Genomic DNA, 17601 nt, shown 5'->3' on the forward strand with positions numbered 1-17601 from the left:
ATTCCAGGTAACAGTCCAAAGAAAAAACAAACCGGAGCATTGTCCGGTTTGTTCGGAATGATTACGCTATGGCCACAGGGCCGTTAAATGATGTTTTGTTCAATCATCGACTCGGCGATTTGAACTGAATTGAGCGCTGCGCCTTTGACCAGATTGTCTGACACGACCCATAGGTGGAAGCCCTGCGGGTTGTCGAGGTCTTGGCGGATGCGGCCGACAAACACTTCGTCGAGTCCAGCTGCCATCAACGGCATCGGGTAAACCTGGTTCGCGGGATCGTCCATCAGCACGACGCCTGGCGCGCCTGCGATTGCCTGTTTTACTTCTTCGACTGTCGGAGCTCCTTCAAGCTCGACATAAACCGATTCTGAGTGGCCTGTGACTACTGGCAGGCGGACGCACGTCGCGGCAACCGCTAAGCGGTCATCGTGCATGATTTTTTTCGTTTCGTTGATCATTTTCATTTCTTCGTATGTGTAGCCGTTATCCGTAAACTTGTCAATTTGCGGAATGGCATTGAACGCGATCGGATAATGGTGCTCTGCGGATTTCACCGGCAGCATTTTCGCTTCGGCGTCTTTCGCGTTGTCAAAATCAGCCGACTGGCTTTTCAGTTCGTTGATGGCGCCGATGCCGGCACCTGACACCGCTTGGTATGTCGAGACGACGATTTTCCGCAAGCCATATTGCTCTTTGAGCGGCTGCAATGCGCACACCATTTGAATGGTTGAGCAATTCGGATTCGCAATGATGCCTTTATGTTGCGCGATATCTTCCGGGTTTACTTCCGGCACGACGAGCGGCACGTCGGCGTTCATGCGGAAAGCGCTAGTGTTATCGATGACGACTGCCCCGCGTTTGACGGCTTCCGGTGCAAATTGCTCGGAGATGCTGCCGCCTGCACTGAACAATGCAATGTCGATGCCTTCAAACGATTCCGGTTTTGCTTCTTCGATTGTATAGGTATTGCCTTTAAATTCGATTTGCTGTCCGGCTGAACGGCTCGATGCCAGAAATTTTATCGTATTCACTGGAAAATCGCGTTTTTCCAATTGCTCTTTCATCTGTTGTCCAACTGCACCCGTGGCGCCCATAATTGCTACATTATATGTTTTCAAACAACTCGCTCCTTCAAAGATTATTGGCGTAATTGTACCACAATTCACTTCACTAGAGGAATAGATCAATGAATATTCCGCTCACTATTACTCATCAAGTATCTTTCATAAACTTTTCATTTCGCTTCAGTCTCATTGAAAACCGTTGCTCCTGTCCCTGCATCGCTGCGCTAGCTTCGGAACAAAAAGTTCGTTGCAGCGCTATGCGCTTCGTCGCAAACAAGTCGGCCAAAATTCTTTTGACCAACTTGTTCGCCGCCTTTCGCTTCATTCAAAGGTGATTCTTGATAGCAAAACATTTCTTTTGATAGATGAATATAAAAGATAGAAATGTATCCCATTTCTTGATGGTCTTAAGTGGTTTCATATAGTAGGCTTTTCCGTTAACCAGTGTTAAATCCGGTTTAACATGCACTAAATCACAGTTAACATGCAGTGGCAGAAAATCAACAAGCGTTAACCGACGCTTAACATGACTTGCCCGTATTTTAACCGGAAATAGCCAAAAAGCGTCTCGCTCTGATCCAAGTTCAAGAACCCCATATGAAAAGCCGTTCGCCTCTGCGAACGGCCCCTTTAATTGAAAAAATGCATTTCGCCAATAGCAAAATGCATCCATCTATAGATGGTTTTCAAAAAAAGGTTCTTTCGTAAAACAAGCAAGGCAAATCCATGACTTGCCTTACTTGTTTAATTTTATCGACAGCTTGCGATTAAGCTTCATCTGTCTTCGAGCGGATGATGGAGATGGCCGGATCTCCGTCGAATACTTCCAGCAGCGAAGTGACACGCTCAGGCGAGACGGCTTCGATGCGGGCTAGGATTTCATCGTAGCTCGGATGTTTTCTTAGCAGCAGTTCATTTTTGCCGTTGCGGTTCATGCGCGCGCTGGTGCTTTCGAGCCCAAGCATCACATTGCCTTTCAGCTGTTCTTTGGAATCCGTCACTTCCTCGGCTGTTGGCCCGTTTTTGCGGATTTCCTGGAGCTCTGCGATGATCACTTCCTGCAGCGCATCCATTTGTTCATTTGAGGTGCCGCCATAGATTGCGAGCGTTCCATGGTCGGAGTAAGCGGAATGGTAAGAATAGACGGAATAGGCGAGACCGCGTTCTTCACGTATTTCCTGGAAAAGGCGCGACGACATCGATCCGCCGACAATATTATTCAACACGGTGAAATTGAAAATATCCTTATCTGTAATAGGCAGGCCCGGATAGCCTAGACTCAAATGCCCTTGTTCGGTTTCTTTTGTTTTAAAAGAGTAGCCAGGTGTAAACATCGGGAAGCGATAATTCTTTTCAGTTTCCAGCCGGCGGAATGATCCGAAAAGTTTTTCAATCAAACGGATCAGTTCCGGTGTAATTTTCCCTGCGACAGAGATTACAGTATTATCCGGCGTGTAATGGCGATCCATAAAATGTTGGATCTTGTCTTTGGTAAAACTATTCAGTGTTATGCCTGTTCCAAGGATCGGTGCGCCCATTGAATGGTGAGGATACATGACGCGCCATAACTGCTCCTGGACATCGTCATCCGGCATGTCTTCAGTCATGCTGATTTCTTCTAGCACAACTTGCCGCTCTTTTTCAATTTCCACAACGTCCATTTTCGAATTGAAGAACATATCCGCAAGCACTGTGACCGCATGCTCTGCATGGTGGTCCAGGATTTTCGCATAATAGCATGTATATTCTTTTGATGTATAGGCGTTAATATCGCCGCCTATGCGATCAAACTCTTTGGCGATGTCTTTAGCTGAGCGCGTATCCGTCCCTTTGAAGAGCATATGCTCAATAAAATGCGTAATGCCGTTTTCTTCAGGGGATTCGTCGCGTGAGCCGGCTTTGACGAACACACCGACTGCCACTGAGTGGAAATGCGGAATGGATTCGGAAACAATGCGAAGGCCGTTTCCGCAAGTATGAATAGTAACCATGGAAAAATTCCTCCTAATGCGAAAAAATTGCCAACCGGAGCTGGCAATTTTTTAAATTTTTCTTATTCTGCTACTTTTTCAGCTGCTTCTTTTTCTTCCTTCAAGACAATCTTGCGTGATAAGTTCACACGGCCTTGGCGGTCGATTTCGACAACTTTCACTTTGAGGATGTCATCAAGTTTCAAGACATCTTCCACTTCTTTCGTCCGCGCTTCCTGGATTTCAGAAATGTGGAGAAGTCCGTCTTTGCCTGGGAACAATTCAACAAACGCGCCGAATTTTTCAATTCGCTTCACTTTGCCTTCGTAATATTCCCCGACTTTCGCTTCGCGGACGATGTTTTCGATCATCGCTTTCGCTTTCGCGTTCATTTCTTCATTTACCGATGAAACGAAGATTGTGCCGTCTTGCTCTGTATCAATCTTAACGCCTGTTTCTTCGATGATTTTGTTGATGACTTTACCGCCAGGCCCGATTACATCGCGGATTTTATCCGGATTGATTTTGACCATGATGATTTTCGGCGCAAATTTAGACAGATGAGCTTTTGGCTCAGAAATCGTAGCTAGCATAGATTCCAAAATGTGGATTCTGCCGACTTGTGCCTGAGATAAAGCTTCTTCTAGAATGTCGCGTGAGAGGCCATCGATTTTAATGTCCATTTGAAGTGCAGTAATGCCTTTAGCTGTGCCTGCTACTTTAAAGTCCATATCTCCAAGGTAATCTTCCATTCCTTGAATATCGGATAAGACTGTATAGTTTTCGCCTTTTTTCACAAGGCCCATAGCGATTCCGGCAACAGGTGCAGTAATCGGCACGCCTGCATCCATCATAGCCAATGTTGAAGCACAGATGCTTGCCTGTGAAGTGGAGCCGTTCGATTCCAATACTTCCGCAACTAAGCGGATTGCGTATGGGAAATCTTTTTCGCTTGGCAGAACCGCTTCAAGTGCGCGTTCCCCAAGAGCCCCGTGTCCGATTTCACGGCGGCCAGGGCCGCGCAGGAACCCAGTCTCACCTACTGAGAACAACGGGAAATTATAATGATGCATGAAACGCTTCGATTCCTCGAGGCCAAGGCCGTCGATGATCTGGACATCGCCAAGTGCACCTAGTGTACAAATGCTCATCGCTTGCGTTTGCCCGCGTGTGAACAAACCTGAACCGTGTGTGCGGTTCAATAGGCCGATTTCAGAAGACAGCGCACGGATTTCAGAAGGCGTTCGGCCATCTGGACGGATTTTTTCATCCGTAATCAAGCGGCGCACTTCATCTTTGACCATTTTATCCAAAATTTGACCAGCTTGTTTCTTCACTGCGTCATCAGAATCTGCATAAGTTTCCAACACGCGTTCTTTGACTGCAGCAATCGCGTCATTGCGCTCCTGCTTTTCGCTTACTTGGACAGCAGCAATCAAATCTGCTTCAACGGTCGATCTGATTTCTTCCATTAAGATCGGGTCCAATTCATACAATTGAATCGCCGTTTTCTCTTTGGCAACTTCTGCAGCAATCTCTTCCTGGAAAGCGATCAACTTTTTGATTTCTTCGTGGCCGAACATGATTGCTTCCAAAATGACTTCTTCAGAAACTTCTTTCGCTCCCGCTTCTACCATGTTGATTGCATCTTTTGTTCCGGCAACTGTCAAGTTGATCGAGCTTTGCGCCAATTGGTCATTGGTCGGATTGATGATGTAATTTCCGTCAACCATACCGACGATGACTCCAGCAATCGGTCCGTCAAAAGGAATATCTGAAATCATCAATGCCAATGAAGAACCGAACATTGCGGCCATTTCTGACGGGCAATCCTGGTCAACAGACATTACCATTGAAATGACTTGCACTTCGTTGCGGAAGCCGTCTGGGAATAATGGACGGATCGGACGATCGATTAAACGGCTGATGAGCGTCGCTTTTTCAGAAGGGCGCCCTTCACGTTTGATGAAACCGCCTGGGATTTTGCCGACAGCATATTGGCGCTCTTCATAGTTGACTGTGAGCGGGAAGAAATCCAATGGCTTTGGCGTTTTTGAAGCAGTTGCAGTGGAAAGCACTGCTGTATCGCCGTAGCGGATTAATGCTGCTCCGTTTGCTTGTTTAGCTAATTGACCGACTTCGACCTGCAATGTGCGGCCAGCCCAATCGAATGTATAGACTTTTTTAGTTTGCTCCATAATCGAGCTCCTCTCTCTTACAATGTTTCATCCTCAGTTAAGCCCTGGTAAAGGTGCTTTCTGAGCGAATTTCCTCTTTATGTATCTTCTAGTAGTGTATCAAAAAAGCATTCATCATGCGATTGAATGTTGAATTTTTTATGCATAAAGAAAAAGCGGGACGAATCCCGCTTTTTTCTGGTTGTTATTATCGGCGCAAGCCAAGTTTCGCGATCAAGTCACGGTAACCTTGTACATCGTTCTCGCGCAAGTATTTAAGCAAGTTACGACGGCGTCCTACCATTTTGAAAAGTCCACGGCGTGAGTGGTGATCTTTCTTGTGGGTACGCAAATGTTCGTTCAAGTTGTTGATGTCTTCTGTAAGAATGGCGATTTGAATATGTGCAGATCCAGTATCTGTATCGTGCACTTTGTATTCACTAATCAATTCATTTTTACGCTCTTGAGTGATTGCCATACTGTGTCCACCTCCTAATTTCTGATATCCCCTATTACTGAGCAAACGTTGGTGATTCGATTTGCCAAGCAATGGTTCGTACTGTTTCAGTACTCACAAATCATAGCATATGCCCCAGGCAAAATCAACACTGTCAATCAGCCTTGGGATTTAAAAAATTCAATTGCCGTTTCCTTATCGCGCTGGATCTGGCTTTTCAGTTCTTCAATGCCGGAAAACTTTTGCTCGTCACGGATGCGCGCGTACCAGTCCACAAGGACCATTTCTCCGTAAATGTTCTTATCGAATTCCAGGATGTGGACTTCGACGCTGAGCCTTTTCTCATCGGGGTTGTTGAACGTCGGTTTGAAGCCGACGTTGCAAACTCCGTCGTAAACTGTTCCTTGCACCCAAATCCGGACAGCATAAACGCCGCGCCCGGGAACGAAAGTGCCGATTTCCTGCTCGACGTTCGCGGTCGGGAATCCGATCGTCCGTCCGCGTTTATCGCCATTGACAACCGTCCCGGATATGCGGAACGGCCGCCCGAGAAGCCGGCATACTTCGCCGACTTCACCAGACTTCAACAAGCTGCGGATCCGTGTCGAACTGATTTTCTCTTCGCTGTCTTCCTGCTTTTGGATAATGGTAATGCCAAATGCACCTTCCGCCATTTCCTGCATCAGCTGCATATTGCCTTGGCCCTTGCAGCCGAATGAATAATCGAATCCGGCTGTCACATGCACCACACCTAAATCCTTGATAAAGTGCTGGACGAATTGTACAGGAGTCAGCTGCGCAAAGTCAGAAGTGAATCGGACGATAAAGCAGATGTCTACGCCCATTTCACTCAGGATCTCCATCTTTTCCTGCATCGGCGTAATATAGAAGACTTCTTCTTTTCTGCCGCCGAGTACAAGTGAGGGGTGGGGATCGAACGTCATGACAGCTGATTTGGCATGGAGGCCTCCGGCAATTCGGATGGCTTCGCCGATGACTTTTTGATGCCCTTTATGTACGCCGTCAAAAAAACCGAGCGCCAGCGAAATAGCGCCAAGATTTTCTGAAGGTTTTACGTGATTCGGGTAGCTTAAATGGATTATTTTCATCTTACACCTCGTTGATTTCGGGAAATCCGAACATTTTTTCGGGCTTCATCTTATCCGCTTTATCTGGATGGCGCTTGTACAGCGCAACCGGCTCACCTTTGACAGTAAACACGAGAAATTCATGTTCGGCCATTAGTGGATGGCGGTCTAGCACTTGGCCGTTCTTGATGCCGAACAGTAAATCTGCTTCAATCTCAGTTTCAGGGAACTCTCCTAAACCGTAGCTTAAGGGTTTCAGAATCGTGCCGATATCTCCATTTTGGGCAATTTCAGCCACTTCAGCAAGCTTAAAGCAATCTGCCGCTTTGAATTTGCCCGATTCGGTACGCCTCAAATTCGACATGTGCGCTGGATAGCCAAGTGCTTCGCCGATTTGAACCGCCAATGTGCGAATATAAGTGCCTTTGCCGCAGCGGATAAAAATCGAGAATTTCAATTCCTGGCCGCTCCATTCCTTTGCATCATCCAGCAATTCGATCGAATCGATGCGGACTTTCCGCTCAGGGCGCTCTACAGGAATTCCCTGGCGCGCATACTCATACAGTTTCTTGCCGTTGACCTTCACCGCTGAATACATAGGAGGAATCTGCGTGATAACACCTGTCAGGCTCTGCAGCACCGCCAGCAGCTGTTCGCGTGTCACCATCTTATCGCTGTCGTCCGTTTCAACAACCGCACCGCTCACATCTTCAGTTTCAGTCGAATAGCCAATTGTTACTTCAGCTTCGTAAGCTTTGCCTTGGTCCGTGATGTATTCAGCCACTTTTGTCGCACGTCCGATGCAGATCGGCAGGACGCCATCCACATCCGGATCCAATGTTCCGGTATGGCCGACTTTTTTTGTTTTGAGGATTTTCCTCAATTTGAATACACAATCATGTGAAGTCATGCCTTTTTCTTTCCATAAAGGAAGAACACCATTCAATTCCATCTTTTTCAGCTCCCAGCCTTTTATTCTGACGCCTTTACTCGGCGGCTGTTGCATCTTCCACAAAAAAAGCCTGCTGATCTAAGAAAAATTAGACAGCAGGCTTCGGGTTGGATCATTGTTCTTCTTTCGGTTCTTTGATTTCACGCAATAGCGAATCGATCCGGTTCCCGTATGCTACAGAGGTGTCGAATTCAAACGACAATTCCGGCGTTTTGCGCAGCCGGATCCGCTGTCCGATTTCAGAACGGATAAATCCTTTTGACTTAGACAAGCCGAGCAAAGTTTGTTCTTTCATTTTGTCATCACCAAGCACGCTGATATAAACAGTTGCCTGTTGAAGATCGCCTGTAACTTCCACATCCGTCACGGTTACAAAACCGATGCGCGGATCTTTCAATTTACGGCTGATAATGTCGCTAAGCTCTTTTTTCATTTGCTCGCCTACACGATTAGAGCGCATAGTCATTTTTACTTCACCTCGTTCTTACAAATATTCTTGATGGATTTCAAGGCATTCCCAGGCGGGATTGCTTTCCAGAAAGTGCAGGACGCGCTCGATTTCTTTGTCTGCTACATCTTTCGATGAAGACACAGTCACAAATGCAAGACGCGTTCGCTGCCAGACGTTCTGGTGATCAATTTCCGCACCGGAAACGTTGAATTTCTGTCTTGAGCGGGTCAGCATGCTTTTTACCACTGACCGCTTTTCTTTTAACGAATGGGCTACTGGAATGAAGAATTCACATTCCATGTAGAGAATCATTTACGTTCGATTTCTTCCATGATATATGCTTCGATGATATCCAGTTCTTTGACATCGTTGAAGTTTTTAATCGTGATACCACATTCGTAGCCTTTTGCAACTTCTTTTGCATCATCTTTAAATCGTTTCAACGTATCGATCTCGCCTTCAAATACGACGATGCCTTCACGGATGACGCGGACGCCGCTGTCGCGGGTGATTTTGCCTTCTATTACATAGCTTCCGGCAATTGTCCCGACTTTAGAGACTTTGAATGTGCTGCGCACTTCGGCTTGGCCGATGATTTTCTCTTCGAACTCAGGGTCCAATAACCCTTTCATTGCAAATTCAATTTCTTCGATTACTTTATAAATAATGCGGTGCAGGCGGATATCTACGCCTTCTGCTTCTGCAGCACGTTTTGCGTTAATGTCAGGGCGTACGTTAAAGCCGATGACAATTGCATTTGATGCTGCTGCTAGAGCAACGTCTGATTCCGTAATGGCGCCTGCGCCGGTGTGGATGATTTTAACATTAACGCCTTCAACATCGATTTTCATCAATGAAGCAGCCATCGCTTCAACCGAACCTTGCACGTCAGCTTTGACGATCAAGTTCAATTCTTTCATTTCACCTTGTTTCAACTGGTCGAATAGGTTATCGAGAGTAACACGTGTTTTCTCAGAACGCTGTACTTGAAGCGCTGAAGTCGCACGAGTTTCGCCTACTTGACGCGCAGTTTTCTCGTCTTCGAAGACAACGAAACGGTCGCCCGCTTGTGGCACATCGTTCAATCCTGTAATTTCAACAGGTGTAGATGGGCCTGCGTCTTTAACGCGGCGTCCAAGGTCATTGACCATTGCACGGACGCGTCCGTAAGTGTTGCCGACAACGATTGGATCTCCAACGTTGAGCGTGCCATCTTGTACAAGCAAGGTAGCAACTGAACCGCGGCCTTTATCAAGCTCAGCTTCAATTACAGTACCGATTGCACGGCGGGCAGGATTCGCTTTCAATTCACCGACTTCAGAAACAAGCAGGATCATTTCTAGAAGCGAGTCGATGCCTTCGCCTTTAAGGGCAGAAATCGGAACAAAAATCGTTTCGCCGCCCCATGCTTCCGGCACAAGTCCGTGCTCAGTCAATTCTTGCATGACCCGGTCAGGGTTCGCACTTGGCTTATCCATTTTGTTGACCGCGATGATGATCGGAACTTCTGCAGCTTTCGCATGGTTGATCGCTTCTACCGTCTGAGGCATAACGCCATCATCAGCCGCTACAACGATAATTGCAATGTCAGTCACTTTTGCTCCACGTGCACGCATTGTAGTGAACGCTGCGTGTCCAGGAGTATCAAGGAACGTGATTTTTTTGCTATTGTCAACAACCTGATATGCGCCGATATGCTGCGTGATTCCGCCAGCTTCGCCAGCTGTCACTTTCGTGTTGCGGATCGAATCCAGCAAGGTGGTTTTACCATGGTCAACGTGTCCCATGATTGTAACAACTGGTGGACGCTCTTGTTGAAGCGCTTCGTCTTCAGGCTCGAAGTAGACTTCAAGGTCGGATTTATCAACCAAGATTTCTTCTTCAACTTCCACTTCATATTCAGCACAGATCAATTCAATAGCATCTTTATCTAGCTCTTGGTTAATGGTAGCCATAACGCCGAGCATGAATAATTTTTTGATGATTTCAGACGGCTCGCGCCCTAATTTTTTCGCTAATTCGCCAACAGTCAATGACTCGCTGAACGTAATTTTAGCTGGCAATTCTTTTTCTCTCTTCGGCATCGGCGGCAGCGGATTTACAGGCTGCTGCTGCTGATTTTTGCCTTTGCGGTTGCGGTTTTGTCCGCCGCGTCCTGGACCGCCGCCGCCTGGACGGTTATTGCGCTGTCCTGGGCCTGCTGTCGGTTTAGCCGCTTTCGGTGTAAAGTTGGAGCCTTTTGCCGGAGCTGCAGAAGAGCGGCTCTGACCACCTTGTCCGCCAGTTTGCGGACGTGATTGCCCACCGCTTGTTGGACGTGACTGCCCACCGCTTTGCGGACGCGATTGGCCTTGCCCTTGTGGACGTGATTGTCCACCAGTTTGCGGACGTGATTGGCCTTGGCCTTGCGGACGTGATTGCCCGCCGCTTTGCGGACGTGACTGGCTTTGGCCTTGTGGGCGTGATTGCGCGCCAGTTTGCGGACGGCTCTGTGTTTGCGGGCGCTGCCCCTGTGCAGAGTTTTTATAAATGCCGTCCAATTTTGTCACAGCATTATCTTCCAATGTCGCCATATGGTTGGCAACCTCAATATTCAGCTTGGATAACTGCTGAATGATTTCTTTGCTTGGCTTATCTACTTTTTTAGCGTACTCATGTACTCGAATTTTGGTCATCTGCTCACCCCCGGTTATTTTCATCAATCAAATTCTTAATTTTCTTCGCAAAGCCTGCATCAGTTATCGCTACTGTTACACGCTCTGCCTTGCCGATTGCATGCCCCAATTCGAAACGCGTTCCGAACACTTCGAGGTCGACATTATAAGATTTGCATTTATCATGCAATTTTTTGCTGGTGTTTTTTGAAGCGTCTTCGGACAAAATGACCAATTTCACTTTTCCTTTACGCACTTCATTCACTGTCATTTCTTCCCCGGTTATCGTCATCCGAGCTCGGGTAGCCAATCCCAGTAATTGCAGGACTTTATCTTTATTCACTATTGCTTCAACTGCTCTCTTTGGACAACGCGAATCAATTCGTCGTAAATTTCAGCCGGTACTTTCGTTTCCAGCTGATTGTCCAATACTTTCTTTTTGCGTGCAATTTCAATCGCCGATTCCGACTTTGAAACATAAGCGCCGCGACCCGATTTCTTGCCGGTCAAATCGACGGAAACTTCGCCTTCTTTGCTCCGCACAATCCGGATCATTTCTTTTTTAGGATGCATCTCGCCTGTAGCTACACACTTCCGTAATGGAATTTTCTTTTGCAGAGCCAACGGACATCACCTTTTCCTGATTATTCTTTTTCACCGTAAAAATCGAAGTCTTCAAAGTCTTCATCCGTTTCGACTTTTTCAATCGACGCGTTCTCATTAGGGTAGATACCCATTTCACGCGCATCCGTCTCACTCTTGATATCGATTTTCCAGCCAGTCAACTTCGCTGCTAGGCGTGCATTTTGGCCCCGTTTGCCGATTGCCAATGACAATTGGTAATCCGGTACGACGACAGTCGTCGATTTTTCGTCGGCGTTGACTTGGACATCAAGAACTTTTGAAGGGCTCAATGCATTTGCCACAAAAATTACTGGTTCTTCAGACCATTCAACGATATCGATTTTTTCGCCGCTTAACTCGTTGACGATTGTTTGCACCCGGGCACCTTTGGCTCCGACGCATGATCCGACTGGATCAATGTCATCACGGTGTGCAACAACTGAAATCTTCGAACGGTCTCCCGCTTCACGTGCAATCGATTTGATCTCGACAATTCCTTCATAAATTTCAGGAACTTCATTTTCAAAAAGCCGGCGCAATAATCCCGGATGTGTCCGTGATACAAAAACTTGCGGTCCGCGCGTAGTGCGTTCAACTTTTGTAATGTAAACTTTGATGCGGTCGTGCGGCTGGTAAGATTCGTTTGGCATTTGCTCTGTCTGCGGTAGCACCGCTTCAACTTTGCCTAAACCGACATATAGATTGCGCGCATCCATGCGTTCCACGATGCCGTTGACGATATCGTCAGCGCGATCGACGAACTCTTCGAAGATCAATCCGCGTTCCGCTTCGCGTACACGCTGCGTAACAACTTGTTTAGCCGTCTGGGCAGCGATGCGCCCGAAATTGCGCGGCGTCACTTCTTGTTCGACTATATCGCCAAGTTCGTAAGCCGGGTTAACCGCTTTGGCATCTTCAAGAGAGATATGCAGGCGCTCATCTTCAACTTCTTCAACTACATCTTTGCGGGAATAAACCAGCATTGTGCCAGTATCCAGATTCAAGTCAACACGTACATTCTGTGCTTGGTTGAAATTGCGTTTATACGCAGTGACCAAAGCAGCTTCGATCGCTTCGATCAATACATCCCTAGAAATACCTTTTTGTTTTTCTAATGCATCTAATGCATCTAATAACTCGTTACCCATTATTTTATCACTCCCACGTTCTTCAATCAGGTTTTACAGAAAAATCAATGGCCAAACGGATGACTGCAATTTTCGTGCGGTCGAAAGCGGCTGTTTTTCTGCGTGTTTTGATTTTGATTTCAATTTGTACTTCATCTTCAGAAAATGACTGCAAATAGCCTTCGAATTCCTTTGCACCATCTATTTGCTCATAGGTTTTGATATACACAAGCTTTCCAATCGCCTTTTCAAAGTCCTTGTCTTTTTTCAGCGGACGCTCAGCGCCTGGTGAAGAAACTTCAAGGAAATAATTCTGTTCGATCGGATCGAGCTCATCTAAAATTTCGCTAAGCTTTTCACTTACTAATGCACATTGTTCAATGTCGATCGGTGCTGCCGGATTGTCCACATACACGCGAAGGAAATAATTGCGCCCTTCTTTGACAAATTCTACATCGACAAGTTCAAGGTTCAATTCTTCGGTGATGGGCATTGCGATTTGTTCGATTTGTTCAGTTATTTTACTCATACATGCCTCCCGACAATTTTATGCCATAACAACAGAAAAGAGCGGGAGAACCCACTCTTTTGTGACAGAGCTATTCATAAATGTTACTACAATAATACCATAAAGCCTGTTGCTGTGCAACCTGCTAGAACAGTGACAGCTGATTGGCATCCGGCATTCCTTCTAGGCAACCGTGGTCGTCCATGTATTCGATAATCGTCTTCGAAACGCGTCCACGCTGCTGAAGATCTTCTTTCGACAGGAACGTGCCCAGTTGGCGGGCAGCAACAATCGATTTCGCTGCATTCGTCCCAAGGCCGGGAATTGCATTGAACGGCGGAATCAGGCTGGTGCCTTCGATGATGAACTCATCGGCGGACGATTTATACAAATCGACTTTCTGGAACGTAAAGCCGCGCTCAACCATTTCCAGTGCCAATTCCATGACCGTCATCAAGTTCTTCTCTTTCGTTGATGCTTCGAGTCCTTTGGCATTTATTTCATCCAATTTTGCGCGGATCGACGATGAGCCCTTGGCCATCGCGTTGACATCGAAATCTTCCGCCCGTACGGTGAAATACGCTGCATAGTACAAGATTGGGAAATGGACTTTGAAATAAGCGATCCGGACAGCCATTAATACATAGGCTGCGGCGTGGGCTTTCGGGAACATGTACTTGATCTTTTTGCACGATTCAATGTACCAATTCGGGACGCCTTCTTTTTTCATCGCTTCTTCCATTTCAGGCGTTAGGCCTTTCCCTTTTCGTACAGACTCCATGATTTTGAATGCCAATGAAGATTCAAGGCCCTGGTAAATCAAGTAGACCATGATATCATCCCGGCAGCCGATAACATCTGACAGCTGGCATGTACCATTTTGGATCAGTTCCTGGGCATTGCTCAGCCATACGTCAGTGCCGTGAGACAGTCCGGAAATCTGAACCAGTTCCGAGAACGTCGTCGGCTTTGTTTCTTCAAGCATCTGGCGAACAAAGCGTGTCCCGAATTCGGGGATGCCGTAGGTTCCGGTTTTACAGCCTATCTGTTTTTCAGAGACGCCGAGTGATTCAACGCCGGAAAAGATTTTCATGACTTCCGGATCGTCGGTCGGGATTGTTTTCGGATCGATTCCGGACAAATCCTGCAGCATCCGGATGACCGTCGGATCATCGTGCCCTAGAATATCCAGTTTCAGCAAATTATCATGGATGGAATGGAAGTCGAAATGTGTCGTTTTCCACTCTGAATCCTGGGCGTCCGCCGGGAATTGGATAGGCGAGAAATCGTAGATGTCCATGTAATCGGGTACGACGATGATACCGCCGGGATGCTGGCCCGTGCTTCGTTTGACGCCTGAACAGCCTTGCACCAAACGGTCGATTTCCGCTCCACGAAGCGTCATTTCCCGGTCGTTGGCGTAGCCCCGGACATAGCCGTAAGCGGTTTTCTCGGCAACGGTGCCGATTGTCCCTGCACGGAATACATTGTCTTCGCCGAATAATTCTTTCGTATAATTATGGGCTCTGGATTGGTAATCGCCACTGAAGTTCAAATCGATATCGGGAACTTTATCCCCTTTAAATCCAAGGAAGGTCTCAAACGGAATATCCTGGCCTTCTTTTTGGAACGGTATGTTGCAATCCGGACAATCTTTATCTGGCAAATCAAAACCGGAGCCGACAGAACCATCATCAAAAAACTCGGATGCTTTGCATTTCCGGCAGATGTAATGCGGCGGCAGCGGATTGACTTCTGTTATCTCGGTCAGTGTCGCAACTAGCGACGAACCGACCGATCCCCTCGACCCTACCAAATAACCATCATCCAAAGACCGCTTAACCAGCTTATGGGAGATCAAATAAATGACCGCAAAACCGTGGCCGATGATGGACTTTAGCTCCTTCTCAATGCGGGCTTCGACAATTTCAGGAAGCGTCGGACCGTATATTTGATGGGCCATGGAATAACTCAATTCCCTGACTTCTTCGTCAGCACCCTCGATTTTCGGCGTATACAACTCATCTTTGATCGGTTTCACTGTCTCAATCATATCCGCAACTTTGTTCGAATTCGCCACGACGAGTTCATAAGCTGTTTCTTCGCCTAAAAAGTCGAACGCTTCGAGCATTTCATTGGTGGTGCGGAAATGGACTTTCGGTAATTTATGGCGGTTTAACGGATTCGCTCCGCCTTGTGAACCGATCAATACTTGGCGGAAAATGGCATCCGTTTCATCCAGGTAATGGACATTCCCTGTCGCCACCAATGGAATTTCCAATTTGCGGCTGACTTTCACCAATTTGCGGATCACATCTTCCAAGTTCCATTCGTCGCGGATCAATTCCCTCTCGATCAAATGGGAATAAACTTCTTTTGGATGGACTTCAAGATAATCATAAAACCGAGCCGTTTGTTCAACTTCTTCCATCGACTTTTGCATGACCGCTTCAAAGACCTCTCCTTTGTCGCAGCCCGAGCCGACCAGCAATCCTTTGCGGTGTCGCTGCAAGAGTGAACGCGGGATGCGAGGCACGCGGTAGAAATAATCGATATGCGAAGAAGAGACCAGCTTGAACAAATTTTTCAAGCCTTCGTCATTTTGCGCCAGCAGGGTGCAATGCGTCGGCCGAGCGCGTTTATAGGCGTCGTTGCTGCCGACATAATCATTCAGCTGGTCGTGGTAAAGAATGCCCTTTTGGTGCGCTTCTTTCAATAGATGAGTTAAAAGGTAGGACGTCGCCTCGGTATCGTAGATTGCCCGGTGATGCTGGGTCAACTCGATGCCAAATTTCTTCGCCAATGTGTTGAGGCGATGGCTTTTCAGTTCGGGATGAAGCATACGCGCAAGTTCCAGCGTATCGATAGTCGCATGTTTCTTGTCGATGCCGTATTTTTTATAGCAAACGTACAGGAAGCCCATATCAAATGCCGCATTATGCGCCACCATGATGTGGTCGCCTGCCCATTCATGATATTTGCGGATGACTTCTTCGACTTCCGGCGCGTTTTTCACCATATCGTCGGTAATGCCAGTCAAATCGATCGTAGTCGCGGATAATTCATGGTGCGGATTTGCAAAACTTTCAAACTTATCGATGATGTTGCCGCCTTTGATCTTAACGGCGGCGAGTTCGATGATTGTGTCGTAAACAGCAGACAATCCCGTCGTCTCCAAATCGAAAACGACGAATGTCTCTTCTTCGAGCATGGCATGGCGCTCTTCATACGCGATTGGGACTCCGTCATCGACGAGGTTCGCCTCCAAGCCGAAGATGGCTTTGATGCCATGTTTCTTACTGGCCGCATAGGCATCAGGAAATGATTGAACGCCGGCATGGTCCGTGATGGCGATTGCCGGATGGCCCCACTTCGCCGCCTGAGCGACAAGCGATTCCACTGAGGATACCGCATCCATTGCACTCATTGGCGTATGAAGATGCAGCTCAGACCGTTTATCAGTTGCTGTGTCCAAACGCCTTACAGGATTGATTTCCACCATATCCTGAGCCATCATGACCAAATCACGTACAAACGTATCCGTTTGGATTGAACCGCGCGCTTTCAGCCACATGCCTTTTTGGACATTCGCCATAAGCTCCGCGTCTTCTTTGTCACGCGAGAACATTTTCACCAAAATCGAATCGGTGTAATCGGTAATTTTCACCGTTAACAAGGAACGGCCGCTTCGCAGTTCGCGCACTTCTACATCAAATACAAAGCCTTCAATCGTAATCCGGCGTTCTTCGTCAACGATGGATTTGATCTCGGCAATCGGCTCATCCGGTTTGATATTGACGCCCATTTGGAACGGGCCGGAATGGCCGCCGTTTTCTTTGCGGTCGGTATCGCGTTTTTTCATATCAGCTACCGCTTTCTTGGCCATTTCTTCCTCTTCTGCCAAACGCTCCTGCATAAAGGCTTCATGGGCCTCCTGCGCTTCGTTATTTTCTTCAGACAGTTGGAAGTCCACGGCGAGTCGTGAAAAGCCGAATTGCTGGTATGCCGCAGCGAGTTTGTCGCTGTATTTCGATTTTAACGCCATCATTTCATGCTCACGGCTGCATTTGATCATCAGCTTCTGGCCATTCCATTCCGGTGCTTGTTTGATAAGCTGTTCCCGCAAAGGGGGCGCCATATCGGAAAACTCTTCCACGACGTATTTCCAATATTCCATAACCAAATTTTCGTCGGCCGAAACTGCGCCGCTTTCAATTTGCAATTGGACTGTCGCAATGGAAGAGAAATTCGCGTACAGCCGTTCTTTCAGCAATAAATATAATTTCAAGGGCAAGGTCTGTTTTACTTTGATCATAAAACGCCAAGTCCGTTCTTTTTTATGGACTGTCATCCGAGTCAGTTCAGCTTCTTCGAAAAAAGGCATATGTACATCGTCTGTTAAATCGAGATGCTGAAGAAGCAGATTGAAACGCATCTTTGGATCTTGCTGATTTGTCATAACTATCCCCTTTGTAACAGAATTATAAAATAGAAAAAATAAAGGAAAGTACAAGTTGTACTTTCCTCCA

General features: G+C 47.1%; 14 protein-coding genes. All 14 read right to left on the reverse strand.

Features of this window, described 5'->3' with window-relative positions; all coding sequences use genetic code 11:
• Positions 1–83: 83 nt before the first annotated feature.
• Positions 84–1094: an aspartate-semialdehyde dehydrogenase gene (locus AC4EHJ_RS04790; protein WP_490975616.1), complete on the reverse strand. Its 1011-nt coding sequence runs from the start codon at positions 1092–1094 to the stop codon at positions 84–86.
• A 737-nt stretch (positions 1095–1831) separates the two neighbouring features.
• A complete protein-coding gene (locus AC4EHJ_RS04795) occupies positions 1832–3055 on the reverse strand; it encodes a M16 family metallopeptidase (RefSeq protein ID WP_490974444.1) in 1224 nt (407 codons plus the stop codon).
• A gap of 62 nt (positions 3056–3117) precedes the next feature.
• Positions 3118–5232 carry a polyribonucleotide nucleotidyltransferase gene (gene pnp, locus AC4EHJ_RS04800; RefSeq protein ID WP_490974445.1) on the reverse strand — a complete coding sequence of 705 codons (2115 nt, stop codon included), beginning with the start codon at positions 5230–5232 and terminating at the stop codon, positions 3118–3120.
• A 187-nt stretch (positions 5233–5419) separates the two neighbouring features.
• Positions 5420–5689, reverse strand: a complete 270-nt coding sequence (gene rpsO, locus AC4EHJ_RS04805; RefSeq protein ID WP_135505245.1) for a 30S ribosomal protein S15 — start codon at positions 5687–5689, stop codon at positions 5420–5422.
• A 137-nt stretch (positions 5690–5826) separates the two neighbouring features.
• Positions 5827–6777 carry a bifunctional riboflavin kinase/FAD synthetase gene (locus tag AC4EHJ_RS04810; protein ID WP_490974446.1) on the reverse strand — a complete coding sequence of 317 codons (951 nt, stop codon included), beginning with the start codon at positions 6775–6777 and terminating at the stop codon, positions 5827–5829.
• Between the two features lies 1 nt (position 6778).
• Positions 6779–7708, reverse strand: a complete 930-nt coding sequence (truB, locus tag AC4EHJ_RS04815; protein WP_490975617.1) for a tRNA pseudouridine(55) synthase TruB — start codon at positions 7706–7708, stop codon at positions 6779–6781.
• A 112-nt stretch (positions 7709–7820) separates the two neighbouring features.
• On the reverse strand, positions 7821–8174 hold the full coding sequence (rbfA, locus tag AC4EHJ_RS04820; protein ID WP_490974447.1) for a 30S ribosome-binding factor RbfA: 354 nt from the start codon (positions 8172–8174) through the stop codon (positions 7821–7823).
• An 18-nt stretch (positions 8175–8192) separates the two neighbouring features.
• Complete coding sequence (locus tag AC4EHJ_RS04825; protein WP_490974448.1) at positions 8193–8471, reverse strand: DUF503 domain-containing protein; 279 nt, start codon at positions 8469–8471, stop codon at positions 8193–8195.
• Positions 8468–10834 carry a translation initiation factor IF-2 gene (infB, locus tag AC4EHJ_RS04830; RefSeq protein WP_490974449.1) on the reverse strand — a complete coding sequence of 789 codons (2367 nt, stop codon included), beginning with the start codon at positions 10832–10834 and terminating at the stop codon, positions 8468–8470. Before infB ends, AC4EHJ_RS04825 begins: the two co-directional genes overlap by 4 nt.
• Positions 10835–10838: 4 nt before the next feature.
• Complete coding sequence (locus AC4EHJ_RS04835; protein WP_490974450.1) at positions 10839–11156, reverse strand: YlxQ family RNA-binding protein; 318 nt, start codon at positions 11154–11156, stop codon at positions 10839–10841.
• A complete protein-coding gene (gene rnpM, locus AC4EHJ_RS04840) occupies positions 11156–11437 on the reverse strand; it encodes an RNase P modulator RnpM (RefSeq protein ID WP_490974451.1) in 282 nt (93 codons plus the stop codon). The genes AC4EHJ_RS04835 and rnpM overlap by 1 nt, the downstream gene beginning before the upstream one ends.
• Positions 11438–11457: 20 nt before the next feature.
• Positions 11458–12585, reverse strand: coding sequence for a transcription termination factor NusA (nusA, locus tag AC4EHJ_RS04845; RefSeq protein ID WP_490974452.1), 1128 nt, complete (start codon positions 12583–12585; stop codon positions 11458–11460).
• Positions 12586–12607: 22 nt separating this feature from the next.
• A complete protein-coding gene (rimP, locus tag AC4EHJ_RS04850) occupies positions 12608–13093 on the reverse strand; it encodes a ribosome maturation factor RimP (RefSeq protein WP_490974453.1) in 486 nt (161 codons plus the stop codon).
• A gap of 124 nt (positions 13094–13217) precedes the next feature.
• Positions 13218–17531 carry a PolC-type DNA polymerase III gene (locus tag AC4EHJ_RS04855; protein ID WP_490974454.1) on the reverse strand — a complete coding sequence of 1438 codons (4314 nt, stop codon included), beginning with the start codon at positions 17529–17531 and terminating at the stop codon, positions 13218–13220.
• Positions 17532–17601: the final 70 nt, after the last annotated feature.

The organism is Planococcus sp. TJ-301 (assembly GCF_058268475.1).

Bases quoted from the DNA above. Each gene is read 5' to 3' on its own strand.
- AC4EHJ_RS04795 (WP_490974444.1), bottom strand. From the start codon at position 3,055: ATGGTTACTATTCATACTTGCGGAAACGGCCTTCGCATTGTTTCCGAA.
- rpsO (WP_135505245.1), bottom strand. From the start codon at position 5,689: ATGGCAATCACTCAAGAGCGTAAAAATGAATTGATTAGTGAATACAAA.
- rbfA (WP_490974447.1), bottom strand. From the start codon at position 8,174: ATGACTATGCGCTCTAATCGTGTAGGCGAGCAAATGAAAAAAGAGCTT.
- nusA (WP_490974452.1), bottom strand. From the start codon at position 12,585: ATGGGTAACGAGTTATTAGATGCATTAGATGCATTAGAAAAACAAAAA.
- pnp (WP_490974445.1), bottom strand. From the start codon at position 5,232: ATGGAGCAAACTAAAAAAGTCTATACATTCGATTGGGCTGGCCGCACA.
- AC4EHJ_RS04855 (WP_490974454.1), bottom strand. From the start codon at position 17,531: ATGACAAATCAGCAAGATCCAAAGATGCGTTTCAATCTGCTTCTTCAG.
- AC4EHJ_RS04790 (WP_490975616.1), bottom strand. From the start codon at position 1,094: ATGGGCGCCACGGGTGCAGTTGGACAACAGATGAAAGAGCAATTGGAA.
- rimP (WP_490974453.1), bottom strand. From the start codon at position 13,093: ATGAGTAAAATAACTGAACAAATCGAACAAATCGCAATGCCCATCACC.
- AC4EHJ_RS04810 (WP_490974446.1), bottom strand. From the start codon at position 6,777: ATGAAAATAATCCATTTAAGCTACCCGAATCACGTAAAACCTTCAGAA.
- AC4EHJ_RS04825 (WP_490974448.1), bottom strand. From the start codon at position 8,471: ATGATTCTCTACATGGAATGTGAATTCTTCATTCCAGTAGCCCATTCG.
- infB (WP_490974449.1), bottom strand. From the start codon at position 10,834: ATGACCAAAATTCGAGTACATGAGTACGCTAAAAAAGTAGATAAGCCA.
- truB (WP_490975617.1), bottom strand. From the start codon at position 7,708: ATGGAATTGAATGGTGTTCTTCCTTTATGGAAAGAAAAAGGCATGACT.